Consider the following 25081-nt stretch of genomic DNA (forward strand, 5'->3'; position numbering starts at 1 on the left):
ACGGGAGATGGGCTCGGCCGTCGAGCCCCGGCAGCGGGCCGGCTCGGGCCGGCCGGGCTCCGGTGGGCTGGTCTCCAGCCGATCCCGGTGCCTGCTGCGTGTGTCAAGCATGACGTGACGATCGTCTCCTCGTCTTGACAGAAGGGGACAACCGTTTGACAGTTCGAGACATGGGTGTGATCCGCGCCTCAGGTCTGCTCGGCTACCGCGAGCTGGTCCGCGAGCTGGGCGCGAACCCGGACCCGCTGCTGCGATCGGCGGGCGTGCGACCGAGCGACGCCGGGGACCACGACACGTTCATCAGCTATCGCAGCCTGGTCATCGCCGTCGAGCTGGGGGCGGAGGCGACCGGGGCTCCCGACTTCGGGCGGCAGCTGGCGACCCGGCAGGGCATCGAGATCCTGGGACCGGTGGGGGTGGCGGCACGGACGGCCGCGACGATGGGCGAGGCACTCGAGATCTTCACGACCTACCTGTCGGCCTACAGCCCCGCGATCGCGGTGGCCGCCGAGCCGCTGCCGGACCCCGAGCGCACCTTCTTCTCGTTCCAGGTCGTGGCGTCGGGCATCCCGGCCCACCGGCACACCACCGAGCTGTCGTTGGGCATCGCGCTCGACGTGTTCCGGTTCCTGCGCGGCGACGCCTACGAGCCGGTGAGCGTCCACCTCGACCACGCTCCCCTGACCGACGAGGAGGACTACCGCGACTACTTCGCCTGCCCGCCGCACTTCCAGGAGCGGCGCAGCGGCCTGACCATGCGCACCGAGGACCTCGCCAAGCCGCTGACGGGCGACAGCCAGGCCCACCAGGTGATCCTCCGCTACCTCGACGGGCTGGTGAGCACCGACGAGGGCGGGACGGTCGCCCCCACTCGCCGACTGGTGCGCCAGCTGCTGCCCACCGGCGCCGTGACCCTGGTGCTGGTCGCCCGCCAGCTCGCGATGCATCCCAAGACCTTCCAGCGGCGGCTGGCCGCGGAGGGAACGACCTTCGGGGACGTGCTCGAGGACACCCGCCGTGAGCTCGTCGAGCACTACCTGCGCGACACCGACCTCGGCCTCGTGCAGGTCGCCCGTGAGCTCGGCTACGCCGAGCAGAGCGTGCTGACGCGCTCGGTCAAGCGATGGTTCGGCACCGGCCCGGCCGAGCTCCGCGAGCAGCTGCGGAGCCCCCGGCAGGCGGCCGCCGGTCCGGCGGCGGTCGGGATCCCTCCGGTCGAGCCCTGAGCCCTGCCGATCAGCGGCCGTCCTGGTCGTGCGCCGTGCCCAGCTGGCCGGCGAGCGTGCCGTCCGCAGCCGCCTCCGGGGTGAGGTGGACCTCGAGCTCGACGGTGCTGCCGTCGGCCCGGTGGAGCTGTGCGAGGCCGCTCCATGCGAGACCGTCGCGGGGGAGGTCCGACGAGAAGAGCCCCGCCGTGGTGTCACCTCGTCCCCGCCCGGTCAACTGGGAGAAGGCGGGGTTGGCATAGACGAGGCAGCCGTCGGTGTCGGTGCGCCAGACCAGGTCGCCCAGCGAGTCGGCGAGGGACTCGAAGCGGTGGCGTTCGACCTGGAGCTCGAGGCGCAGCCGCAGCCGGTCGAGGTGGGTCCAGGTGCGTTCGGCGGTCTCCTCGAGCAGGGCCACGTCCTCGGAGCTCCAGTCGCGGGGTCGCGCCGAGGTGACTCCCAGCGCGGACACGCAGACACCGTCGCGGGAGTCGAGCGCGGCCACCGCGGACCGGACCGAGAGCGAGGACCAGGCGGCGGCGGTCTCGGGGTCGAGCTCGCGCTGGGCGTCGCGCACCACCAGCGTGCCGCCGGTCAGGAGCGCGGTCCGGACAGTGGCATCACTGAAGTCCCGGAGCCGGTAGCGTCCCGCGATCGGTGGCTGGCCGTCGGCGTAGCCGGGGTGGACGACGAACGTGCCGCCGGCCAGGTCGATCTCGTGGAAGTGCGCACGGTCGGCACCGAGGTGGCGCCCGACCAGTCTCGAGGACATGACCCGGACCTGGGCAGGGTCCCGGACGGTGCGCATCGTCGAGGTCAGCCGGCGGCGGAACCCGTCGGGACCGGAGACGGAGATCAGCGTCCGCCGGTCCGGCATGTCCAGCTTGCGCAGCAGGGCGGCGATGTGGGTCTCGACGGTGCGCTTGGAGATGGTCAGCAGGTCGGCGATGTCCTGGTTGTCGTAGCGCTCGACGACCAGCCTGAGCACGGTCCGCTCCCGGCTCGTCAGCGATGCCTGGGGCGGCGCGTCCGTGGGAGACCACGCTTGCGCTCGATCTGCCGGCACCGTCATCTCGACCCCCTCCCCGGGAGTATTGCGTGGACCAGTCGACCGGCGCGTACGCCGGACTGGGGAACTGTGTGGATCTGTGTGCTGCACGGATGTGGGCTGGTGTGACTCCTGTTATCCACGAGGAAAGGGTTGTTCCACGAGGTAGCAGTCAGGAGTCAGACGTGCGCAGAAGTGTTGTCGTGGCCGCGAGCGCGGCCCTCGCGATGGTCGCCGTACCACTGGGGTCCGGGGTCGCCGCCGGCGTGCCCGGTCGAGCCACCGTGGTGGCGAGCGCGGCGCTGGCTCCGTCGCCCAACCTGGTCGACCGCGCGGCCGCCGCCGGGATCAGCTGGCCCTCGACGCCGTCGTGGGACGTCACGCCCGTCGACTACGACGGCGACGGGGACGTCGACTTCTCGATGTCACTGCACATGAGGAACGCCGGGGAGCTGCGTCGCAACAACGGCGACGGCACCTTCACCCGGGTGGGAGTGGGTGCCGTCATGCCGCGCCCCAGCCCCGAGGGAGGCCTGGTCGACCGCCACTCGTGCGCGTGGTCCGACGTCGACCGCAACGGGCTGCCCGACCTCTACTGTGCCGCCGGCCGCTACCGCAGCAACCGCCTGAAGGACGAGAGCATCAACAACGAGCTCTTCCTCCAGACGTCGGCGGGCTCGTTCCGCGACGTCGCCACCGCCTCCGGGGTCGGTGAGCCCTGCACCCGCGGCCGCCACATCGCGGTGCTCGACGTCAACGGGGACGGGTGGGACGACCTGTTCGTGGGGGCGCAGAAGGAGCGCAATGCCTCCGGCGATCCGTGCAACCAGCAGTCCGGCTACCCCTACAACGAGCAGTCGAAGGTGTTCGTGAACCTGGGGGACAACGCGCAGGGCGAGTGGCGCGGTTTCCGGGCCGGGACCGAGTGGAACGTCACCCAGCCCAACACCGGCAACCGATTCGCGATCACCTGGGACTACAACCACGACGGCCGCGACGACCTGCTCACCGGTGCCTACGCCAACCAGAGGCCGCGCCTCTACCGCAACGACGGCGGGGGCTTCACCGAGATCGGGCGGAGCGGGCAGGTCCCGCTGCCCGCCGTCAACGGCGTCGAGCTGGCAGACCTGACCGGTGACGGCATCCTCGACCTCGTCTTCGCCGACGACGCCGGGTTCGCCTACCGGGCCGGCACCGCCGCGGGCCTGAGCGGCACCACCGTCCGCATCGGCACCCCTCCTGCGGGTGGCCGCGGCTGGCGGGTCGCGGTGGGCGACATCAACGGCGACGGCCGGACCGACGTCTACGGCCTGGTCGCCTCCACCGGGTCCGGGAACCCCGCCGACGGCGTGTTCGTCCGTACGGCGGGAGGTGGCTGGCAGCCTCACGAGGTCCCCGGAGCCGGGGGCGACAGCAACAGCGTCGCCGCGGTCGAGGTGGGCAACCGTGCTCAGTTCGTGGTGCTCAACGGCGGCAACGCCGAGAGCGAGAACCCCGGCCCGGTGCAGCTCATCGCCTGGACGGGCTAGGGGCCGGGGGCGTCGCTCCGGCAGCGGCGCCTAGGGTCGGTCGGATGGCTGACCTCATCTTCGCCAACGGGCGGCTCTTCGACGGCCTCGCCTACCACCACGAGCACGCGCTCGGCGTACGAGGACAGGTGATCCACTCGGTGGGCCCGCTCGACCGGGTCCGGGAGGACATGGCCGCCGTGTCCGACGGCGTCGAGGAGGTCGACGTCGACGGCGGGCTGGTCATGCCGGCGTTCCACGACGCCCACGTCCACCCGCTCATCGGCGGGCTCGAGATGCGCAGCGCCCTCCTGACCGACTGCGACAGCGCGGCCGACTGCCTCGACAAGATCGCCGACGCGGCGGCGGAGCAGGCGGGTGACGGCTGGTTCCGGGCGGGCGGCTGGTCACTCGAGCACTTCGATCAGCACACCGGACCGACGGCCGCCGAGCTCGACCGCGTCGTGCCCCACCGACCTGCGTTCCTGCCGAGCAACGACCACCACAACGCGTGGGTCAACACCCGGGCCCTCGAGCTCGCCGGCATCGACCGGCACACCCCGGACCCGCCCGACGGCTGGATCGAGCGCGACGCCGACGGCAACCCGACCGGCACGCTGCGCGAGGCGGCCGCGCTGCTGGTGCACCGGCACGTCGACACCACCCGCGAGGAGAAGCGGGACGCCCTGCGTGACGCCCAGGCGCACCTGCACCAGTGGGGGATCGTGGGGTGGCAGGACGCGTTGGTCGGCGGCTACGCCGGGATCGACGACCCGACCCAGGCCTACCTCGACCTCGTCGAGGCCGGCGAGCTCACCGCCCGCGTGCGGCTGGCGCTCTGGTGGGACCGCCACCGCGGTCCGGAGCAGGTCGAGGACCTGGTGGCCGAGCGCGAGCGGCTCGGCGAGGCGGGTCTCGACGCCGGGTCGGTCAAGCTGATGGTCGACGGGGTCTCCGAGACCTTCACGATGGCGGTGGACGAGCCCTACCTCGGTGGCGCGCGCTGTCCCTGCCAGGGCGGGGAGCGCGGCCTGACCTTCCTCGGGCCCGACCAGCTCGCCGAGGCCGTGGTCGCGCTGGACCGGGCCGGCTTCCAGGCCCACTTCCACGCCCTCGGCGACCGGGCCGTCCGGACCTCGCTCGACGCCATCGAGGCCGCGCGCCGCCACAACGGCTGGAGCCACCAGCGCCACCAGCTCGCCCACCTCCAGCTCGTCGCCCCCGCCGACCGCAACCGCTTCCGTCTCCTCGGCGCGATCGCCAATGTCGAGGGGATGTGGGCGCGCTACAAGACCCCGGCCGTGCAGATGGTCGAGCCCTACCTCGACCAGGAGCGGCGGGACTGGCAGTACCCCTTCGCCGACATCGTCGACAGCGGCGCGCTGGTCGCCGGGGGTTCCGACTGGCCGATCAACCCGCCCGACCCGATGGAGGGCATCCACGTGCTCGTCAACCGCTCGTCGCGCACGACCGACGAGCGTGACGAGGAGCCGCCGATGCGCGACGACCAGGGGCTCACGCTGGTCCAGGCGATGCAGGCCTACACGAGCGGGGCCGCGCACGCCAACCACCAGGAGGACTCCGGCAACCTCCGGGTCGGGGCCTCCGGCGACGTGGTCGTGCTCGACCGCGATCCCTTCGACCTCCACGAGGACCACATCGGGTCGGCCGAGGTCGTCGCGGCCTGGTCCCGGGGCGACGAGGTCTACCACCGGGGGTGAGGTGCGGTCACTCGACGCGTGGCAGCCTCGGAGCAGACCGACGAGAGGAGAGGCCGTGCCCGAGAAGAAGTCCCCCGGTCCGAGCGTGAAGGACGACGAGCTCTACGAGAAGCTCCGTGACGAGGGCAACAGCAAGGAGAAGTCCGCGCGCATCGCCAACGCGGCCGCCAACACCTCGCGGTCCGAGATGGGCAAGCGGGGCGGCTCGTCGCCGGCCTACGAGGAGTGGACGGTCGAGGAGCTGCGCGACCGGGCCGCCGAGCTCGACGTCGAGGGACGCTCCGACATGACCAAGGACGAGCTGATCGAGGCGCTGCGGGAGCGCTGAGCCCGGACGTGTTCCGTGGCAGGGTGACCGCGTGGCGCGGGTCGTGGTGCTGGTCGAGGGCGAGAGCGACGCCGTCGTCGTGCGCCGCCTGCTGAGCGGGCGCGGTCAGGACCCCGAGGTCGTGGTCGCAATGGGTGGCGTCACCAACGTCCGGCGCCACGCCGAGGAGCTGCGTGCGGGCGGCGCGGACCCGGTGCTGCTCGCGCTCGGCGACGTCGGTGAGCGGCGCTACCTCGAGAAGGTCGAGCCGCCGCTGGCCGGGGTCTTCCTCTGCGACCGTGACCTCGAGGAGGAGCTCTTCCGTGCCCTGGGTCGCGACCAGGTCCTCGAGGCGATCGCGGCCATCGGCGACGAGGAGCGGTGGGCGACGTTCTGCGGCCAGCCCGAGTGGCGCGACCGTCCGGTCGACGACCAGCTCCGGCGCTTCGTCGGCACCCGCAGCGGCCGCAAGGCGGCGCTCGCCGACGAGCTGGGTCGACGGCTGCGACCCGGGGCGGAACCACCGCCGCTGGTGGCCCTGCTGGACGGGGTCGCCCGCTACGGTTGACTTTAGTTCAGATCTCGTACTTAATAGGTGACGTGGCTCTCACCCTGGGCGTCGACACCTCGACGCAGTCGTGCAAGGCGCTCCTCGTCGACGCCGACGACGGGCACGTCGTCGAGGCCCGGCAGGTGCCGCACCCGGACGGCACCGAGGTGGATCCGGGGGCGTGGCTCACGGCGGTCGACGAGGCCACGGCGGGGCTGCTCGACCGCGCCGACGCCGTCGCGGTCGCGGGCCAGCAGCACGGGATGGTCGCGCTCGACGCCGACGACGTGCCGGTCCGCGACGCCCTCCTCTGGAACGACACCCGATCGGCGGGCGCGGCCCGTGACCTGGTCGAGGAGATGGGCGGGCCGCAGGCGTGCGCCGACGTCCTCGGCAGCGTCCTGGTCGCCTCCTTCACCTCCTCCAAGCTCCGGTGGCTGCGTGACCACGAGCCGGAGGCCGCAGCCCGCGTCGCCCGGGTGCTGCTGCCCCACGACCACGTCTCCCGCCACCTGGCCGCCCCCGGCACCGAGCCCTTCACCGACCGGGGCGACGCGTCCGGGACGGGCTACTTCTCGACGGTGACCGACGACTGGCGGCCCGACCTGGTCGAGCAGGCGTTGGGTCACGGCGTCGCCCTGCCGCGCGTGGTCGCCCCCGGCGGTGTCGCCGGCGAGGCCCGCACCGGTGCCGTGCTGGCGGGCGGCACGGGCGACAACATGGGTGCCGCCCTCGGCATGGCGCTCGCGCCGGGCGACGTGCTCGTCTCGGTCGGCACCTCCGGGGTCGCGTCGGCCGTGAGCGCGACGCGCGTGACCGACGGCAGCGGCGTCGTGACCGGGTTCGCCGACGCGACCGGCGGCTTCCTGCCGATGGTGACCACGCTCAACGCCGCCGGCATCCTCGACCTCCAGGCCCGCTGGCTCGGTGTCGACCACGACGGGCTGGCCGAGCTCGCGATGTCGTCGTCGCCGGGCGCCGGCGGCGTCACCCTGCTGCCCTACTACGGCGGCGAGCGGAGCCCCAACCGGCCCGACGCCGCCGGGACCTGGACCGGGCTCTCGCCGTCGACGACCCGCGCCGACCTCGCCCGCGCGGCCTACGAGGCGCTGCTCTGCTCCCTGGCCGACGCGGTCGACCGGCTCGTGGCGGCGACCGGCGAGCAGCCGCGCCGCGTCCTGATGGTCGGCGGCGCGACGCGGAGCGCCGCCCTGCAGGCCCTCGCCCCCGCGATCCTCGGGGTCCCCGTGACTCTCCCGCCCCCGTCGGAGTACGTGGCGCTCGGCGCCGCGCGGCAGGCGGCCTGGGCGCTCGGGGGCACGGCCGAACCGCCGCAGTGGCCCGCGGCCGGGACCACGGTCCTCGAGGCCGCACCCACTCCCGAGGTCCGCGAGGCCTACGCCGGCCTCCGCGACCGCACCGACTCCTGGACCCACACCCACCCCGCACCGGAAGGCACGCCATGACGACCGACATCCCCACCCCGACCCCCGAGGACAAGTTCTCCTTCGGCCTCTGGACCGTCGGCTGGCAGGCCCGCGACCCGTTCGGCGACGCGACCCGTCCCGAGATGGACACCGTCCACGCGCTCGAGAAGCTCGCCGAGCTCGGTGCCTACGGCGTCAACTTCCACGACGACGACGTGATCCCCTTCGGCAGCGACGACGCCACCCGTCAGGCGATCATCGACCGGTTCCGCAAGGGGCTGGCCGACACCGGCCTGGCCGTCACCACCGCGACGACCAACCTCTTCACCCACCCGGTCTTCAAGTCCGGTGCCTTCACCAACAACGACCGCGACGTACGCCGCTTCGCGCTGCGCAAGGTCATGAGGAACATCGACCTCGCCGCCGAGCTCGGCGCCGAGGTCTACGTCGCGTGGGGCGGCCGCGAGGGTGCCGAGTACGGCGCCTCGCAGGACACCCGGGTCGCTCTGGACCGGATGAAGGAGGCGTTCGACCTGCTGGGCGACTACGTCACCGAGCAGGGCTACTCGATGCGCTTCGCGATCGAGCCCAAGCCCAACGAGCCCCGCGGCGACATCCTGCTCCCGACCGTCGGCCACGCGCTGGCCTTCATCGAGCGGCTCGAGCGTCCCGAGATGGTCGGGGTCAACCCGGAGATCGGCCACGAGGAGATGGCCGGCGTGAACGCCGCCGCCGGCTACGCCCAGGCGCTGTGGGCGGGCAAGCTCTTCCACATCGACCTCAACGGGCAGAACGGCCCGAAGTACGACCAGGACCTCCGCTTCGGCGCGGGCAACGTCCGCGGCGCCTTCTGGGTGGTCGACACCCTGCTGGCCGGCGGCTACGACGGCCCGGTCCACTTCGACTACAAGCCCGCGCGCACCGAGGGCGAGGACGGGGTCTGGGTCTCGGCCGCGGCGAACATGCGCAACTACCTGGTCCTGCGCGAGAAGGTGAAGGCGTTCCGGGCCGACCCGGAGGTGCAGTCGGCCCTGGCCGCGGCCCGTGTCCCCGAGCTCGAGGTCCCGACGCTCGCCGACGGCGAGGGGTGGCGCGAGCTGCAGGCCGCCGAGCTGGTCGACCCGGACGTCCTGGCCGCGCGGCAGGGTGGTTTCGAGCTGCTCGACCAGCTGGCGCTGGAGCACCTCTACGGGGTCCGCTGACGATGGTCGCGAAGCCGGCCGCGGGCACCGAGGGCCTGCGCCGGCAGAACGCCTCCGCGGTGCTGCGCGCGCTGCGGCGGGAGGGTCCGGCGACTCGCGCCGACCTGGCCAAGAAGACGGGGCTGGCGAAGGCCACCGTGGGCGTCATCGTCGGCGACCTCGAGGCCGCCGGCGCGGTGGTCGAGCAGGAGGCCGACCGGCCCGGCGCCCGCGGACGTCCCGGCCGTCCCGTCGCCCTCGGGGGCAGCCGGTTCGTGTCGCTCGGGTTCGAGCTCAACGTCGACTACGTCGCCGCCGTCGTCCTCGACCTCGCGGGCGAGCCGGTCCACACCGAGATCCAGCCGGCCGACGGCTCCGAGGCGCTCCCGGAGCTGGCGCGCGCCGTGGTCGACCAGCACGTCGGGTCGGACCGGACCGTGGTCGGCACGACGGTGGCCGTCCCCGGGCTGGTCCGCGACGACCACCGGACCGTCGCGTGGGCGCCCAACCTGCACCTCGACGGCCCGGGTCCGGCCGAGGCCCTCCGCGGGGTGGTTCCCGGCGAGGTCGAGGTCAGCAACGACGCCAACTGCGCGGCGTACGCCGAGGCCCACCACGGTGCGGCGCTCGGCGTCGCCCACTCCCTCTACCTCACGGGAACCATCGGCATCGGGGCCGGCATCGTGCAGGACGGCGAGCTGATGAGCGGCGGCGCGGGCTTCGCGGGCGAGGTCGGCCACATGCCGGTGGGCAGCTCGACCGCCGCGTGCGGGTGCGGACGGCGTGGGTGCTGGGAGGCGTCGGTCGGGCTCCAGGCGATGCTGGCCGCGGTCGGCCTGCCGGAGCTCGACACCCCGGTGCGGACTGCCGAGGTCGTGGCGGCGACGGCGCGCGACGACGCCGCCGTGCGCGCCGGCCTGGCGCGGGTCGGGGAGGACCTGGGGCTGGGAATCGCCCTGCTCAGCAGCGTCCTCGACCCGGAGGTGGTCGTCCTCGGCGGCTACTTCGCGCCGCTGGGAGAGCTCGTCCTCGGGCCGGCCCGCAGGACGCTCGACGCACGGCTCGCGTCGGCCGTCCAGGTCCGCCCCGAGCTGCGCCCCAGCACGCTCGGCATCCGGGCCGCGGCGCTCGGCGCCGCCGAGCGGTCGCTCGGCCCGGTGTTCTCGGGAGAGCGCGACCTGGCGTGACCGGCCGGCTGGGGTCAGCCGGCCTTCATCGCGACGCGCGCGTGCACGTCGTCGAGCGCGGCGTCGAGGGCGGCGACGGGGTCGACCAGCAACGGCTCGAGCGCGATCTCGGCGGCACCGAGCAGGGGCGAGTCGCCGCCGAGCCCCGGGAGGGTCAGCGTCACCGACTCCAGCGGTGCGGGCAGGGCGAGGTCGGCCAGTCCGCGGCTCACCTCGGTGCTCACGAGCTGGTAGAGCGAGGTGAAGTAGCCCCCGAGCACGACCGTCTGGGGGTTGAAGGTGTTGACGATGCTGGCGAGGCCGTGGCCCAGCGCGGTGCCGGTCGTGCGCAGCTCGGGGGAGGGCTTGCCGAAGTCGGCCAGGACCTCGTCGAGCTGGGCGACCCGGTCGGGCGGGCAGTGGATCGCCTCGGCGATCGCGTGGGCGCCGACCTCGGTCTCCCAGCAGCCGCGGTTGCCGCAGTGGCAGGGCCGGCCGGTGGGGTTGAAGCGGAGGTGACCGACCTCGCCGGCGTAGCCGCCGTAGCCGCGGAGCAGGTGGCCGCCGATGATCACCCCCGCGCCGACGCCGACGTTGCCGGAGACGTAGATCAGGTCGTCGACCCCGACGCAGGCGCCGCGGGTGTGCTCGGCGAGGGCGCCGAGGTCGGCGTCGTTGCCCAGGGAGACGGGCACGTCGAGGCCGAGGGCCGCGAGGACGATGCCGCCGAAGGAGACGTCGTGCCACTCGAGGTTTGGCGCGAGCCGGACCAGACCGTCGCTCCGGCGGACCAGGCCGGGGACGCTGATCCCGATGCCGACCAGCGGCGAGGCGGCGGGAGCGTCCTCGACGACGGTCCGGATCAGCGACGCCACGGACGCCCCCACCTGCCACGCCTCCCCGCCGCCGACGACCGGCGCCTGGGCGCGTCGGTGGATCCGGCCCCCGAGGCCGACCCGGGCCACGACCGCCTTGTCGACCCCCAGGTCGACGGCGATCACGAAGGGTCCCGCGTCCGCGATCCGTACGCCGGCCGACGGCCGCCCGGCCCCCTGGCGGGCGCTGCCGGACGGGCTGGCGTGCTCGGCCACGCCGAGCGCCTCCAGCTCGCCCACCAGGCCCGCGATGGTGCTGCGGTTGAGGCCCATCAGCGTGGTCAGCTCGGCCCGGGAGAGCTGGCCGGCGGCGTGCACGTGCCGCAGCAGCGTGCCGAGGTTGTGGCGCCGGACAGCCTCCTGGTTGGTGCCGAGGCCCGTACGCCGCTGAGCGCTCACCTGGGCCCCTAGACCCCAGCGGAGGAACGACGACGACGGGAGATGGCGTCCACGCTCGCGGCCAGCAGCAGCACGCCGCCGGTCACCAGCAGGTTGATGTAGCTCGCCTGGTTGAGCAGGCCGAGGCCGTTCGGGATGGTCGCGATGACCAGGCCGCCGATGACGGCGTGGATCGCCTGGCCGCGACCGCCGAAGAGGCTGACGCCACCGATCACGGCCGCGCCGACGGCGTAGAGCAGCTCGTTGCCGCCGCCCGAGCCCGGCGAGACCTTGCCCGTGTAGGACGCGGACAGGATGCCGCTGATCGCTGCCATCGAGGAGCAGAGCACGAAGGCCGTGATCTTGATCCGGCGGACGTTGATGCCGGCCCGGCGTGCGGCCTCGGCGTTGCCGCCCACGGCGTAGAGGTGGCGTCCGAAGCGGGTCTTGCCGAGGACGAAGGTCCAGAACAGCAGCAGTGCCACCACGACCGGCAGCACCCACGGGATGCCCCGGATCTCGAACAGGTCCGGGTTGGGCGCGCGGTTGGCGCTGAGGAGCGCCGTGAGCAGCAGCACGACCACCGAGAAGAGCACGATCCGGACGGCCACCAGGCCGATCGGCCGGTGCACGAGGCCGTTGGACTTCAGCGTGCGGTAGCGCCACAGCGAGAGCGCCGCGAAGCCGACCACGATCACGATCGCGGCGACCCAGCCCGCCGTGACGGGCACGTTCTTGATCGACAGCCCGCGCAGGACCGGGTCGTCGAAGCGCAGCGACCCGCCCGCACCGATCAGCTTGAGCGGCACCGCCTGGAGGCCCAGGAAGAAGGCCAGCGTGACCACGAAGGACGGGATGCCGAGGAAGGCCACCAACGATCCGATCGCGCTCCCGATCACCGCCCCCACGACGAGCGCGGCGAGGGTGGCGGCCCACCAGGTCCAGTCGTAGTCGATGAGGACGAGCGCGGTGACGGTGGCGCACGCACCGCCGGCCACGCCCGCGGACAGGTCGATCTCGCCGATCAGCAGGACGAAGACCAGGCCCATCGCGAGGACGCAGATCGAGCCGGCCTGGACCACGAGGTTGGCCATGTTGTAGGTCGAGAGGAACCGGTCGTGGAGCGAGCTGAAGACGATGAACAGCACGACGAGGCCGAGGATCGCGGGCAGCGAGCCCATGTCGCCGCCACGGAGGCGGTTGACGTAGTCGCGCGCCGAGTCGGCGATCGTGGCGGCCTGGCGGTTGTCGTTGTCGAAGCCGGAGGCGGCCGGGGTGGCCGCGTCGGAGGAGGTGGTGGTCATGGTGGATTCTCCGGTCGTGGTCAGACGGTCGCGTTGGCGGTGTTCTCGGAGATGCCGAGGTCGCCGGAGCGTCCGGCGGTGATGAGCTCGACGACCTGGCTGTGGGTCACGTCCTTGCTCGCGACGTCGGCCGCCACGCGGCCGAGGTAGAGCGCGGTGATCCGGTCGGCCACCTCGAAGACGTCGCCCATGTTGTGGGAGATCAGCACCACACCGAGGCCGCGGTCGGCCAGGCGGCGTACGAGGTCGAGCACCTGGCGGGTCTGGGCGACGCCGAGCGCCGCGGTGGGCTCGTCGAGCAGGACGACCTTGGAGTTCCAGAGGACGGCCTTGGCGATCGCCACGGTCTGGCGCTGGCCACCGGACAGGCTGGCCACGCTCTGTCGCACCGACTTCACGGTGCGCACCGAGAGGGAGGCGAGCGTCTCGCGGGCCCTCGACTCCATCGTGATCTCGTCGAGGCCGAGGCCGGAGGTCTCCTCGCGGCCGAGGAACATGTTCTGGACGATGTCGAGGTTGTCGCAGAGCGCGAGGTCCTGGTAGACGACCTCGACGCCGAGGGCGGCGACGTCGCGCGGACCGTGGACGTCCACGGTCCTCCCCTCGAAGTGGTAGTCACCGCTGTCGCGGCCGTAGATGCCGGCGATGATCTTGACCAGGGTGGACTTGCCGGCGCCGTTGTCACCGACGAGCGCGGTGACCTGTCCGGGGTAGACGGCGAAGTCCACGTCGTGGAGGACGTGCACCACCCCGAAGCTCTTGTTGACCCCGCGCAGCTCGAGCAGCGGTTGCTCCATGACTCACCTTCCGATGATGCTGAATTTGTTGTGCGGCAGAACATGAACGACGCCCGGGCCGGGTCACGGCCCGGGCGTCGTCCCGTGGGAGGGGACTCAGTCGACGGAGAGGGCGATCAGGAGATGCCCGCGTCCGTGCACAGGTCCGCGTACTTGCCGGTGCAGACGTCCTCGAGCTTCTGGCCGCCGTCGTCGATCACGTCGCCGACGTTGTCCTTGGTGATGGCCTGCGGCTCGAGCAGGATCGAGGGGACCTCGCTGTCGTCGGAGGAGTCGACCGTGGTGCCGGTGGTCTCGGCGTCCTCGCCGTTGACGAGCGCGATGGCGGCGTCGGCCAGCGCGCCGGCCTCCTGCGTGGCGGACTTGTAGACCGTCATGCACTGGGTGCCGGCGAGGACGTTCTGGAGACCCTCGACCGTGGCGTCCTGACCGGTGACCGGGACCTTGCCGGCCTGGCCGTTGCCCTCGAGGATGCTGATCGCCGCACCGCCGAGACCGTCGTTGGCCGCGAGCACGCCGTCGACCTTGCCGTCCGCAGCGGTGTAGAGCTGCTGGAAGATCGTGGCGGCCTCCTCGTTGTCCCAGTCGGGGACGGCCTGCTCGCCGACGACCTTGTAGTTGCTCATCTCGTCGAGGACGCTGTGGGCGCCCTCGGCGAAGAGGGTCGCGTTGTTGTCGGTCGGGGAGCCGTTGAGGTAGACGATGTTGGCGTCCTTGTCGCCGAGGCAGTCCGCGAGGCCCTGGCCCTGCAGCTCGCCGACGACGGTGTTGTCGAAGGACACGTAGTACTCGGCCGAGCCACCGAGGGTGAGCCGGTCGTAGTCGATCGTCGCGACGCCCTGCGAGGCCGCCTTCTCCTGGATGGCCGCACCCGACTCGGAGTCGAGGTTGACGATCGCGAGGACGGTCACGCCGTTGCCGATCATGGTGTCGGCGATCTGGGTCATCCGCTCCGCGTCGCCCTCGGCGTTCTGGATGTCGTACTCGACGCCGGCCTCGTCGAAGGCGGCCTCGAGCGCCGGACGGTCCGCGCTCTCCCACCGCACCGACGACTCGGTGTCGGGGAGGATCACGCCGATCTTGCCGTCGGCCGAGCCACTTCCCGAGTCGCTGCCCGACCCGGTGTCGCCGTCGTCGCTCCCGCACGAGCTCAGCGCCATCGCGGCACCGAGAAGGGGGACGAGGACCAAACTGTGCTTCCGCTTCACGCGAACCGCCTCCTGGAAATCTCGATCGCGCACCGGCTCGCAGGGTGCGAGACCGTCATGCATATGTTGTCGCAAACAACATATGGACGTGACCGTGGTCACGTAAAGAGGTCACTCGCGGGCGTTAACAAGTTGTTACATCTTGTTACTTCGCCGCATCGGCAGGTGCGGGATGCCGTCCTCGAGGAACTCCGCGCCGTCGACGGCGAAGCCGTGGCCGCCGTACCAGGCGGCCAGGGGCGACTGGGCGTCGAGCACCACGTCGCGGCCCGGGCAGGCCTCCAGCGCGGCCTGCAGCACCACGTCGGCGAGTCCCTGCCCCCGAGCCGGACGGGCGAGCACGACCCGTCCGACCCGCCACACCTCGTCGTCGTCGAGGACCCGCGCGTAGCCGAGCAGCGCCCCGTCGTCCTCGAGGAGGACGTGGCGGGTGCCGGGCTCGTCGTCGCGTCCGTCGAGGTCGGGGTAGGGACAGTCCTGCTCGACCACGAAGACGTCCTGCCGGAGCCGCCAGACGGCGTACGCCGTCGCGGGATCGAGCTGGTCGAAGGTCAGGGTGCGGGTGCTCGGACCGGTCACCCGGCCCATCCAAGCAGCCACGCGCGGCGTAGGCTGGCGGCGTACAGACAGGGGAGCCCGGTCGCGGGCTGAGAGTGCGGATCCGCCGCAGACCCTCCGAACCTGATCCGGTTGAGACCGGCGTAGGGAGTCACCATGAAGCGTCGTCCCGTTCCTGCTGCCTGGACCGTCGTCCTGCTCGCAGCGACCCTGTCGGCCTGCAGCCTGACCGCCACCGAGGAGGAGCCGTCGGCGGCGACCGGCGGTGACGCCGGCGGTCGGGTCGTGCTCGTCACCCACGAGTCGTTCTCGCTGCCGAAGAAGCTCGTGAAGGAGTTCGAGGCCGAGTCGGGCATCGACCTCGAGGTCCGGGCGGCCGGCGACGCCGGCACCCTCACCACCAAGCTCGCCGTCACGGCCGACAACCCGACGGGTGACGTCGCCTTCGGCGTCGACAACACCTTCGCCTCCCGCGCGCTCGACGAGGGCGTGTTCGCGACCACCGACCTCGAGGTGCCCGCCGGTGCCGGGGACTACACGGTGCCCGGCGACGACGGCGCCCGGATGGTGCCCGTCGACACCGGCAACGTCTGCGTCAACGTCGACACGACGTGGTTCGAGGAGCGCGACCTCGACCCGCCGGCGACGCTCGAGGACCTCGCCGACCCCGCCTACCGTGACCTCTTCGTCACGCCCTCGGCCCTCTCGAGCTCGCCGGGGCTCGCCTTCCTGCTCGCCACGGTCGCCGAGTACGGCGACGACTGGCCGTCCTACTGGGACCGGCTGCTCGGCAACGGCACCCGCGTCGTCGACGGCTGGAGCGACGCCTACTTCACCGACTTCACCGGCGGGGGCGGCGACGGAGACCGGCCGGTGGTGCTCTCCTACGACTCCTCGCCGGCGTTCACCGTGCCGAAGGGCGGCGGCGCGTCGACGACGGCGGCCCTCCTCGACACCTGCTTCCGCCAGGTCGAGTACGCCGGCGTCCTCGAGGGTGCCGACAACCCCGAGGGCGGCGCCGCCGTCGTCGAGTGGCTGCTGTCCGAGGACGTGCAGGCGGCCCTGCCCGACTCGATGTACGTCTTCCCCGTGCGCGAGGGCGTCGCCCTCCCGCCCGACTGGGAGAAGTACGCCGAGCAGCCCGACGACCCCTTCACGCTCGACCCGGCCGACATCGCGGCTCACCGTGACGACTGGCTCGAGCAGTGGCGGGACCTCACCACCCGGTGACCGCGCCCGTGAGGCGGCTGCTCGCCCTCGCTGCGCTGGCCGCCGTCCCGGTGGCGGTGCTCGGGCTGTTCTTCGTCGTGCCGGTGAGCGGCATGGTGGCGCGCGGCTTCTGGCCCGACGGCGAGTTCGCGCCCGACCAGGTCTGGGAGGTCCTGACCCGCGACCGCACCCTGCGCGTGCTCGCCTTCACCCTGTGGTCGGCGGCGGCGGGCACGGTCGGGTCGGTGGGGCTGGGCCTGCCGGCGGCGTACGTCCTCCACCGGACGGCGCTGCCGCTGCGGCGAGGGGTGCGCTCGGCGCTGCTGGTGCCGTTCGTGCTGCCGACCGTCGTCGTCGGCGTCGCCTTCCGGCAGCTGCTCGGGGCCGGCGGCCCGCTCGGCTTCCTGGGCCTCGACGGCAGTGCGACGGCGATCGTCCTCGGCCTCGTCTTCTTCAACGTCGCTGTCGTGATCCGGGTCGTGGGCGGCGCGTGGGAGCAGCTCGACGACCGGCCCGGCCACGCCGCGGCGACGCTCGGGGCGAGCCCGGTGCAGGTGTTCCGCACGGTCACGTGGCCGCAGCTGCGCCCGGCGGTCGTCTCCGCGGCGACGGTGGTCTTCCTCTTCTGCGCCACCGCCTTCGGCATCGTCCTGACCCTGGGCGGGAGCCGCTACGCCACCGTCGAGACCGAGATCTACCTGTTGACGGTCCAGGTCTTCGACCTCCCGGGCGCCGCCGCGCTCTCGGTGCTCCAGCTCGTGGTGGTGCTCGCCCTGCTGCTGGTGGCCGGCCGCACCCGCTCCACCCCCGTCGTACGCCGCCCGGCGACGCCGCACCGTCTCCGCCGGTCCGACGTGGTGCCGGTCGCGGTCACGCTGCTGCTGCTCGCGGCGATCGCCGCCCCGGTGCTGGCCCTGCTGGTGGGCTCGCTCCGGGTCGACGGCGCGTGGGGGCTCGAGAACTACACGGCGCTTTCGACCACCGGTCAGCGTGACGCGCTCCAGGTCAGCGTGACCGCCGCGCTGCTCAACTCGCTGCGCACCGCCGTCGACGCGACCTGGATGGCGCTGCTGACGGGGCTGCTGGTCGCCGTGGTCGTGACCCGGCGCTCACGGAGCCGGGCCGAGCGGCGGACCCGGCGGCTGCTCGACGGTCTCTTCATGCTGCCCCTCGGCGTCTCCGCCGTCACCCTCGGCTTCGGCTTCCTCATCACCCTCGACCGGCCTCCGTTCGACCTGCGGGACAGCCCGCTCCTGGTGCCGATCGCGCAGGCGCTGGTGGCGCTGCCCCTGGTCGTCCGCACGCTGGTGCCCGTGCTGGCCGGCATCGACGACCGGCAGCGCCAGGCCGCGGCCTCGCTCGGCGCGGGGGCCCTGCGCACCCTCGCGACGGTCGACCTCCCCGTCCTGTGGCGACCGGTGCTGGCGGCGAGCGGGTTCGCGTTCGCGGTGTCGCTGGGGGAGTTCGGAGCGACGTCGTTCCTGGCCCGCGAGGACTTCCCGACGATGCCGCTGGTGATCTTCCGGCTGCTGGGACACCCGGGCGAGCTCAACTACGGCATGGCCCTGGCGGCGTCGGTCGTGCTCGCCGCCACGACGGCGGTCGTCGTGCTGGCCGTCGAGCGGCTCCGGGTCACGAGCGTGGGAGCCTTCTGACGTGCTGGAGCTCGCCGACGTCTCGGTCGACCTCGAGGGTGAGCGGATCGTGTCCGACGCGACCCTGGCCGTGCCCGACGGTTCGGTGACCGCGGTGCTCGGCCCCTCCGGCTGCGGCAAGTCGACGCTGCTGCGCGCGGTGGCCGGGATCGAGCCGCTCGCCGCCGGTGCGCTGCGCTGGGACGGCGCCGACCTCGCGGGGGTGCCGACCCACAAGCGGGGCTTCGCCCTGGTCTTCCAGGACGGCCAGCTCTTCGACCACCTCACCGTCGGCCGCAACGTCGGCTACGCCCTGCGGCTGCGGCGGGCGCCCGGCACGGACCGCCGGGTGGCCGAGCTGCTCGACCTCGTGGGCCTCCCGGACCACGCCGACCGGATGCCGGCGACGCTCTCCGGCGGCGAGCGGCAGCGGGTCGCGCTGGCGCGTTCCCTCGCGGTCGAGCCGCGGCTGCTGCTGCTCGACGAGCCGCTGTCGGCGCTCGACGCCGGGCTGCGTGAGCGGCTCGCCGGCGACCTGCAGCGGATCCTGCGGGAGGCGGGCACGACCGCACTGCTGGTCACCCACGACCACGAGGAGGCCTTCGCCGTGGCCGACCGGATCGCGGTCATGCGCCGCGGCCGGATCGTGCAGGACGGCGACCTCGGTGAGGTGTGGCGGGCGCCCGCGGACGCCCAGACCGCCCTGTTCCTCGGCTATGCGACCGTGCTCGACGGCGCCCGCGCCGTACGGCTGCTGGCGGAGGCCGGGCTGCCGGCCGCCGACGTGGTGGCCCTGCGGCGCTCGGCCCTGACCCTCGACCCCGACGGCCCGCTGCGCGCGCGGGTCCGGGAGGCCCGCGCCACCCCCGACCAGGTCCGGCTGCGGGTGCACGTCGACGGCGTCGGCGACCTCGACGCGGTCGCCTCCCTGGACGCCCACGCCGGAGCCGGCGACGAGGTAGGGCTGCACGTGGACCACACCCGGCTGGCGGTGGTGGGACGCCCCTAGACTGTCGGGGTGTATCGCCGTGCCTATGCCCTGCTCGTGGGGTGCGCCGTCGTCATGGGCGGGCTCGCGGTCGTCACGGCGATCTCGCTCGACAAGAAGCTGGCCGACCCCGAGGGCTTCCTCGGGCCGGCCTGGGTCCGGCTGCCGCTGCTGCTGCTCGGTGCCTTCCTGGCCGACGTCCTCCCGCGGACGCTCTGGTACTCCCGCGGCAACCCCTCGATGTGGAAGGACATCGTCCGCCAGCGCGTGCGCACCCACTGGACCCGTGAGCGGCTGACGCTCGTGGTGATGGGGCTGGTCTGCTTCTACATCACCTACGTCAGCTACCGGAACCTCAAGTCGTTCCTGCCCTTCGTCATGGGCGACAAGAAGTACGACTACGAGCTCCACCTGATCGACAAGGCGATCTTCCTCGGCAACGAGCCGGGCCGGGTGATGCAGGACCTGCTCGGGACCGGGGTCTCGGCCCACTTCCTGTCCTACATCTACCTCTGGTTCCTGCCGCTGGTGCCCATCGCGCTGACGGCGTGGCTGATCTGGTCGCGCAACATCTCCTACGGCTACTGGTTCGTGACGTCGCAGTGCATCGCCTGGAGCCTCGGCACGCTCTCCTACTACATGCTGCCCACCCTCGGCCCCGGCTTCTTCGTGGCCTGGGTCTACGAGCCGGTGGTCGACGCGGGCACGCCGACCTCGGCGTTGATGGACTCGTTGTCGAACGCGCGCGCCCGCGTGATGATCGAGGGGGTCGAGGGAGCCGTGCAGTCGACGGCCGGCTTCGCCAGCCTCCACACGGCCATCACGCTCCTCGTCGCGCTGATGGTGCAGTACACGATCAACTCCCGCATCGTGCACTGGGTCTTCTGGCTCAACTTCGCCGTCACCATCGTCGCGACGCTCTACTTCGGCTGGCACTACGTCGCCGACGACGTCGCCGGCATCCTCATCGCCCTGCTCGCCTTCTACCTCGGCGGCAGAGCGAGTGGACAGGTCTTCGAACGCCACGGGCTCGCCTCCCACCCGACCACCACCACCTCCGCGGTCCCCGTCGACGCCACCAAGGGCTGACCCGAGGTCGAGTCGCGCGTTCGTGACCGTCGAGTCGCGGACGTGGGCCGCCAGGGGTGTCACAGGCGCGCGACTGGCACGTCACAAACCCGCGACTCGGCCGATCCGTGAGAACTACACGGGTGTAGTTCGCAAGGCGACACGCCGGGGGCGCACGTGATTTCTGAGGTTTTTGTTCCCATTGGGACGAAATCGCACTAGCGTGCCGGTCGACGACGGACCAAGTCGACCCCCCAGGAGGCCTCGTCGTGCGTGCAGGAGGAACGGCTCGGGCCGCGGTTCTGGCACTGGCAGCGGTCCTGGCGATCCCCCCGGTCGCCGGGCCCGCCGCCGCCGAACCCGGTGGCGGCACGCCCACCCGCCAGCAGGTGCGCGACGCCCGGGACGCCGCGGACGCCGCCGAGCGCGACGTCGCCGCCGTCCAGGCCGAGCTCGCCGCCGCCAACGCGCGGCTGCAGGAGTCGGCCGCGGCCGCCGCCCGCGCGGCCGAGGAGTGGAACGGCGCCCGCTACCGCGCCCGGCAGACCCGGCAGGCGGCGCGTGCCGCCGCCCAGCGGGTCACGATCGCCGGCACCGATGTCGACGAGCAGCAGGCGGCGTACGCCGACGCGCTGGTCACCAGCTATCAGCTCGCCCCCAGCCTCACGGCGATGTCGTCGATCGTGCAGGCCGACGGGATCACCACCGTCGTGGAGCAGGCCACGACCATGCGGGCGGCCGAGTCGGCCCTCGACAGCAGGTACGACGGGTTCCGTGCCGCGGCGACGCTCGCCCAGGTCGCCAGCGACCAGGCCGACGAGGCCGAGGCCGACGCCTCCGCGGCCCAGGTCGAGGCACGGGAGGCGCGCGACGCGGCCGCAGCGGCCGCGGACTCCGCCGCCGCCCAGGCCCAGCAGGTCGCCCGGCGCAAGGACGGTCTGATCGCCGAGCTCGCCGCGCTCCAGGACACCAGCATCGAGCTCGCCGAGCAGCGGCAGGCAGCACTGGAGGAGCAGGCCGCCCAGGAGGCCGCGGCCGCCGCCGAGGCCGCCGCCCAGCAGGCCGCGGACGAGCAGGCGGCTGAGGAGGAGGCCGAGGACTCGCAGGAGCCGGCCACGCAGCCGAGCGCCCCGTCGACGCCCACCACCCCCACCACCCCCACCACCCCCAGCACGCCGTCGCAGCCGAGCGCCCCGCCGCCGCCCCCCGCCCCCTCCGGCGGCGCCTCCGCGGCGGTCTCGTTCGCGAAGGCCCAGCTCGGCGAGCCCTACCGGTGGGGCGCCGCCGGGCCCGACGCGTGGGACTGCTCCGGCCTCACGATGGGTGCCTGGGGCGCAGGCGGGACGAGCCTGCCCCACTACTCCGTCGCCCAGTACGAGCAGTCGAGCCCGATCTCGGCCGGCTCGCTCCAGGCCGGCGACCTCGTCTTCTGGGGATCCTCGAGCAGCCCGTCGTCGATCTACCACGTCGCGCTCTACATCGGTGGCGGCCAGATCATCCACGCCCCGCGCACCGGCCGGCCGGTCGTGCAGGAGTCGATGTACTACTGGACGACGCCGAACTTCTACGCGCGACCCTGAGGACAGGTTGGCTACCGGCCAGTAGATTCGTGTCATGGCGACCGACACGAGCTCCCCGGCCAGCGCCCCCGCGACCGAGACCGGCTATCAGCAGCCGACGGTCGACGTCGGGTCGTTGCTCGAGCTGCTCGACGGTCGCTACCGCGACGTCCGCGAGCTCGTGCGGACCAACCTCGTCACCTACGACGCCGTGCTCGAGGACGCCGAGCAGATGCCGACCGACGACTTCCGCGACCGCGTCCGCGACCTCGTCGTGGAGATGGCCGCGACCGGCCAGACCGGGATGGGGTTCCCCTCGGAGTACGGCGGCGGCGGCGACATCGGCGCCAGCGTCGCGGCCTTCGAGACCCTCGCCTTCGGCGACCTCTCGGTGCTGGTGAAGGTCGGTGTCCAGTTCGGCCTCTTCGGTGGCGCGATCCTCCAGCTCGGCACGCGGCGCCATCACGACGCCTACCTGCGCGACCTGATCTCGGGGCGGACCATGGGCTGCTTCGCGATGACCGAGGTCGGCCACGGCTCCAACGTCCAGGCGCTCGGCACCGTGGCGACGTACGACGCGGAGACGGCCGAGTTCGTCCTCACCACGACCACGCCCGAGGCGCGCAAGGACTGGATCGGCAACGCCGCCCGTCACGCCGAGCTCGGCGCCGTCTTCGCCCAGCTCGAGGTCGGCGGCGAGCGCCACGGCGTCCACTGCTTCGTCGTGCCGCTGCGACGCGACGGCGACGTCCTGCCCGGCATCACCATCGAGGACGACGGGCTCAAGATGGGGCTCAACGGCGTCGACAACGGCCGGATCACCTTCGACGGTGTCCGCGTCCCGCGCGAGAACCTGCTCAACCGCTTCGCCGACGTGACCGAGGACGGCGTCTACGAGAGCTCGATCGAGAACCCCAACCGGCGCTTCTTCACCATGCTCGGCACCCTCGTGCAGGGGCGGGTCTGCGTCGGCGGCGCCGGCATCAACGCGGCGAAGGTCGCGCTCGCGATCGCGGTGAGGTACGCCGACCGGCGGCGCCAGTTCGAGGCCACGAACCCGCCGGAGGAGGACCTGCTCCTCGACTACGGCCAGCACCAGCGCCGGCTGCTGCCGCTGCTCGCGCGCACCTACGCGCTCCACTTCGCCCAGGAGGTCGTCGCCGACGAGCTCCACCAGGTCTTCTCGGGCCTCGAGGCCGGGGAGGAGTCGCGACGACGACTGGAGTCGCGCGCAGCCGGGACCAAGGCCCTCGGGACGTGGCACGCGACCCGCACGATCCAGGAGTGCCGCGAGGCCTGCGGTGGCCAGGGCTACCGCGCGGCCAACCGGTTTGCCGCGCTCAAGGCCGACACGGACGTCTTCACCACCTTCGAGGGCGACAACACGGTCCTGCTCCAGCTGGTCGCGAAGGGCCTGCTCACCGACTACGCCGGCGAGTTCGAGGACATGGACCAGTTCGGCACGGTCCGGTTCGTCGCGGGCCTCGCGGTCGAGACGGTCATCGAGAAGACGGCCGTCCACAAGCTGATCGAGCGGGTGAGGGACGTCCTGCCCGGCGGTGACGAGTGGGACCAGGAGGCCGGGCTGCTCGACCCGGACTACCAGCGGATGATGTTCCGCTTCCGTGAGGAGCACATGCTCGCCGGCGTCGCACGCCGGCTCAAGCGCGGCATCGACCAGGGCATGAACGCCGGCGAGGTGTTCTCCCGGGTCCAGGACCACGTGATCGCCGCCGCCAACGCCCACGTCGAGCGGCTGGTCCTCGACGCCTTCCTCGACAAGCTCGCGGGGCTCCCGGACGGCGACCAGAAGGTCGCGCTGTCGCTGCTGTCCGACCTCTTCGCGCTGTCGACGATCGAGGCCGACCGGGCCTGGTGGATCGAGCACGGGCGGCTGTCGGTCACCCGCTCCAAGGCGATCAGCCGTGAGGTCAACGGCCTGTGCCGCAAGGTCCGTCCCCTCGCCGTCGACCTCGTCGACGCGTTCGGGGTCCCGCGCGAGATGCTCCGCTCGCCCGAGCTGCTCGGCTGATGGGGCTCGCGGGGCGGCTGCTGGGCGGCTGGGACGCCGACCCGCTCTGGGGGACGGCCTACGACTGGATCGTCGAGCACCCGGTCGTCGGGGGCGCGCTCTGGCGGGCGGGCACCGGCAGCGACCTGCGGCTGCTCCACGAGGCGGCCGACGAGATCGGCCGGCTCCCGGCGGGCTCGGGCGTCCTCGACGTGCCCTGCGGCGGCGGCGTGGCGCTGCGCGGGCTGCGGCCCGGCCAGGGCGTGGCCTACGTCGCCGCGGACCTCTCGCCGCGGATGCTCGACCGGACCCGCGAGGCGGCCGACGCACGCGGCGTCGGCGACCAGGTGACGACGGTGGAGTGCGACGTCGCGGCGCTGCCGTTCGACGAGGCCTCCTACGACCTCGTGGTGTCGTTCACCGGCCTCCACTGCTTCCCCGACCCGCGCGCGGCGGTGCTGGAGATGGGGCGGGTGCTCCGACCCGGCGGTGTGCTCAGCGGGTCGGCCGTGCTCGACGGCACGGGCTGGCGCCACGAGCCGCTGCGCCGGGTCGGGCGGGCGGCGAACCTGATCGGCCCGTCCGGCTCCGCCGGCGACGTACGCCGGTGGCTGGCCGAGGCCGGGCTGGAGCAGGTGTCGGTACGGGTGACCGGCGCGCTCGGCTGGTTCCGCGGCGTCAGGGCCTGAGGCGGGACCGACTTCCCGGGCGAGTCGTGCGGTTCCGGAGTGATCCAGTCACGCGAAATGACTGGTTCCCCGGATATCCGGGGAAATCGCCACCCCCGTGGGACCTCAGTGGCCGCCGTTGTCCTGGAACCGCTGGAAGGAGGCCCGGACCTCGGCCTCGGCCGCGTCGCGGCCGACCCAGTCGGCGCCCTCGACGGACTTCCCGGGCTCGAGGTCCTTGTAGACCTCGAAGAAGTGCTGGATCTCGAGGCGGTCGAACTTGGAGACGTGGTTGATGTCGCGCAGGTGCTCGAGGCGCGGGTCGAGCGTCGGGACGCAGAGGACCTTGTCGTCGCCGCCGGCCTCGTCGGTCATGCGGAACATGCCGATCGCGCGGCAGGAGATGAGGCAGCCGGGGAAGGTGGGCTGCTGGAGGATGACCATCGCGTCGAGCGGGTCGCCGTCCTGGCCGAGGGTGTTCTCGATGAACCCGTAGTCGGCGGGGTAGGCGGTCGAGGTGAAGAGCATCCGGTCGAGGCGGATGCGTCCGCTCTCGTGGTCGACCTCGTACTTGTTGCGCTCCCCCTTGGGGATCTCGACCAGCACATCGAACTCGAGCACCGTTGCTCCTCCTCACGCAGACCCGGCCCGTCCGGGCCCGGACCAGTGTCGCGCACAATAGCGGCGAACGCGCATCGGGGAAGGGGTCAG

22 protein-coding genes and 1 riboswitch are annotated in these 25081 nt (G+C 72.7%); of the genes, 15 read left to right on the forward strand and 7 right to left on the reverse strand.

Annotated elements, in window-relative coordinates:
* The first annotated feature begins 170 nt into the window (after positions 1-170).
* The gene (locus ABD091_RS11550) at positions 171-1226 is read left to right on the forward strand and encodes an AraC family transcriptional regulator (protein ID WP_343918526.1); all 1056 of its coding nucleotides are present in this window, start codon (positions 171-173) and stop codon (positions 1224-1226) included.
* A 10-nt stretch (positions 1227-1236) separates the two neighbouring features.
* On the opposite strand, the gene ABD091_RS11555 is transcribed toward ABD091_RS11550, so the two are convergent.
* Entirely contained in the window at positions 1237-2277 is a 1041-nt protein-coding gene (locus ABD091_RS11555) for a LuxR C-terminal-related transcriptional regulator (RefSeq protein ID WP_343918528.1), read from the reverse strand.
* 161 nt (positions 2278-2438) lie between these two features.
* Here ABD091_RS11555 and ABD091_RS11560 point away from each other — a divergent pair, with 161 nt between their 5' ends.
* Genes ABD091_RS11560 through ABD091_RS11590 form a run of 7 tightly spaced genes read left to right on the forward strand, consistent with a single transcriptional unit; the run spans position 2439 to position 10134 of the window.
* Positions 2439-3782, forward strand: coding sequence for an FG-GAP repeat domain-containing protein (locus tag ABD091_RS11560; protein WP_343918530.1), 1344 nt, complete (start codon positions 2439-2441; stop codon positions 3780-3782).
* Between the two features lie 44 nt (positions 3783-3826).
* A complete protein-coding gene (locus tag ABD091_RS11565) occupies positions 3827-5482 on the forward strand; it encodes an amidohydrolase (protein WP_343918532.1) in 1656 nt (551 codons plus the stop codon).
* A 55-nt stretch (positions 5483-5537) separates the two neighbouring features.
* On the forward strand, positions 5538-5810 hold the full coding sequence (locus ABD091_RS11570; RefSeq protein ID WP_343918534.1) for a DUF7218 family protein: 273 nt from the start codon (positions 5538-5540) through the stop codon (positions 5808-5810).
* A gap of 31 nt (positions 5811-5841) precedes the next feature.
* Entirely contained in the window at positions 5842-6357 is a 516-nt protein-coding gene (locus ABD091_RS11575) for a hypothetical protein (protein WP_343918536.1), read from the forward strand.
* 32 nt (positions 6358-6389) lie between these two features.
* A complete protein-coding gene (xylB, locus tag ABD091_RS11580; protein WP_343918538.1) occupies positions 6390-7805 on the forward strand; it encodes a xylulokinase in 1416 nt (471 codons plus the stop codon).
* Positions 7802-8968 (forward strand): xylose isomerase, encoded by a 1167-nt coding sequence (gene xylA / locus ABD091_RS11585; RefSeq protein WP_343918540.1) that lies wholly within the window; start codon positions 7802-7804, stop codon positions 8966-8968. The genes xylB and xylA overlap by 4 nt, the downstream gene beginning before the upstream one ends.
* A 2-nt stretch (positions 8969-8970) precedes the next feature.
* On the forward strand, positions 8971-10134 hold the full coding sequence (locus ABD091_RS11590; RefSeq protein WP_343918542.1) for an ROK family protein: 1164 nt from the start codon (positions 8971-8973) through the stop codon (positions 10132-10134).
* Positions 10135-10148: 14 nt separating this feature from the next.
* Here the strand turns inward: ABD091_RS11590 and ABD091_RS11595 are convergent, their stop codons facing one another.
* From ABD091_RS11595 to ABD091_RS11615, 5 genes are all read right to left on the reverse strand, one after another.
* Complete coding sequence (locus ABD091_RS11595; RefSeq protein ID WP_343918544.1) at positions 10149-11387, reverse strand: ROK family protein; 1239 nt, start codon at positions 11385-11387, stop codon at positions 10149-10151.
* Between the two features lie 8 nt (positions 11388-11395).
* The gene (locus tag ABD091_RS11600) at positions 11396-12670 is read right to left on the reverse strand and encodes a sugar ABC transporter permease (RefSeq protein ID WP_343918546.1); all 1275 of its coding nucleotides are present in this window, start codon (positions 12668-12670) and stop codon (positions 11396-11398) included.
* A gap of 20 nt (positions 12671-12690) precedes the next feature.
* Entirely contained in the window at positions 12691-13467 is a 777-nt protein-coding gene (locus tag ABD091_RS11605; RefSeq protein WP_343918548.1) for an ATP-binding cassette domain-containing protein, read from the reverse strand.
* Positions 13468-13583: 116 nt separating this feature from the next.
* A complete protein-coding gene (locus ABD091_RS11610) occupies positions 13584-14675 on the reverse strand; it encodes a sugar ABC transporter substrate-binding protein (RefSeq protein ID WP_343918550.1) in 1092 nt (363 codons plus the stop codon).
* A 135-nt stretch (positions 14676-14810) separates the two neighbouring features.
* Positions 14811-15275: a GNAT family N-acetyltransferase gene (locus tag ABD091_RS11615; protein ID WP_343918552.1), complete on the reverse strand. Its 465-nt coding sequence runs from the start codon at positions 15273-15275 to the stop codon at positions 14811-14813.
* 18 nt (positions 15276-15293) lie between these two features.
* Positions 15294-15400: riboswitch (TPP riboswitch) on the forward strand.
* Here ABD091_RS11615 and ABD091_RS11620 point away from each other — a divergent pair.
* The 7 genes from ABD091_RS11620 (at position 15390) to ABD091_RS11650 (ending at position 24391) form a co-directional block, all read left to right on the forward strand.
* Positions 15390-16463, forward strand: coding sequence for a thiamine ABC transporter substrate-binding protein (locus tag ABD091_RS11620; protein ID WP_343918554.1), 1074 nt, complete (start codon positions 15390-15392; stop codon positions 16461-16463). (Overlaps the previous riboswitch by 11 nt.)
* A gap of 8 nt (positions 16464-16471) precedes the next feature.
* Positions 16472-18097: an ABC transporter permease gene (locus ABD091_RS11625; protein WP_343918556.1), complete on the forward strand. Its 1626-nt coding sequence runs from the start codon at positions 16472-16474 to the stop codon at positions 18095-18097.
* Between the two features lies 1 nt (position 18098).
* On the forward strand, positions 18099-19085 hold the full coding sequence (locus ABD091_RS11630; protein WP_343918558.1) for an ABC transporter ATP-binding protein: 987 nt from the start codon (positions 18099-18101) through the stop codon (positions 19083-19085).
* Between the two features lie 9 nt (positions 19086-19094).
* Entirely contained in the window at positions 19095-20153 is a 1059-nt protein-coding gene (locus ABD091_RS11635; protein ID WP_343918560.1) for a phosphatase PAP2 family protein, read from the forward strand.
* Positions 20154-20401: 248 nt separating this feature from the next.
* Positions 20402-21712: a C40 family peptidase gene (locus tag ABD091_RS11640; protein ID WP_343918562.1), complete on the forward strand. Its 1311-nt coding sequence runs from the start codon at positions 20402-20404 to the stop codon at positions 21710-21712.
* 34 nt (positions 21713-21746) lie between these two features.
* The gene (locus tag ABD091_RS11645) at positions 21747-23723 is read left to right on the forward strand and encodes an acyl-CoA dehydrogenase family protein (protein WP_343918564.1); all 1977 of its coding nucleotides are present in this window, start codon (positions 21747-21749) and stop codon (positions 23721-23723) included.
* A complete protein-coding gene (locus ABD091_RS11650; protein WP_343918566.1) occupies positions 23723-24391 on the forward strand; it encodes a class I SAM-dependent methyltransferase in 669 nt (222 codons plus the stop codon). Before ABD091_RS11645 ends, ABD091_RS11650 begins: the two co-directional genes overlap by 1 nt.
* 105 nt (positions 24392-24496) lie before the next feature.
* On the opposite strand, the gene ABD091_RS11655 is transcribed toward ABD091_RS11650, so the two are convergent.
* Positions 24497-24991, reverse strand: a complete 495-nt coding sequence (locus ABD091_RS11655; protein WP_343918568.1) for an inorganic diphosphatase — start codon at positions 24989-24991, stop codon at positions 24497-24499.
* Positions 24992-25081 lie beyond the last annotated feature (90 nt).

Source organism: Nocardioides aestuarii (genome assembly GCF_039527245.1).
GTDB classification, from domain to species: Bacteria; Actinomycetota; Actinomycetes; order Propionibacteriales; family Nocardioidaceae; genus Nocardioides; species Nocardioides aestuarii.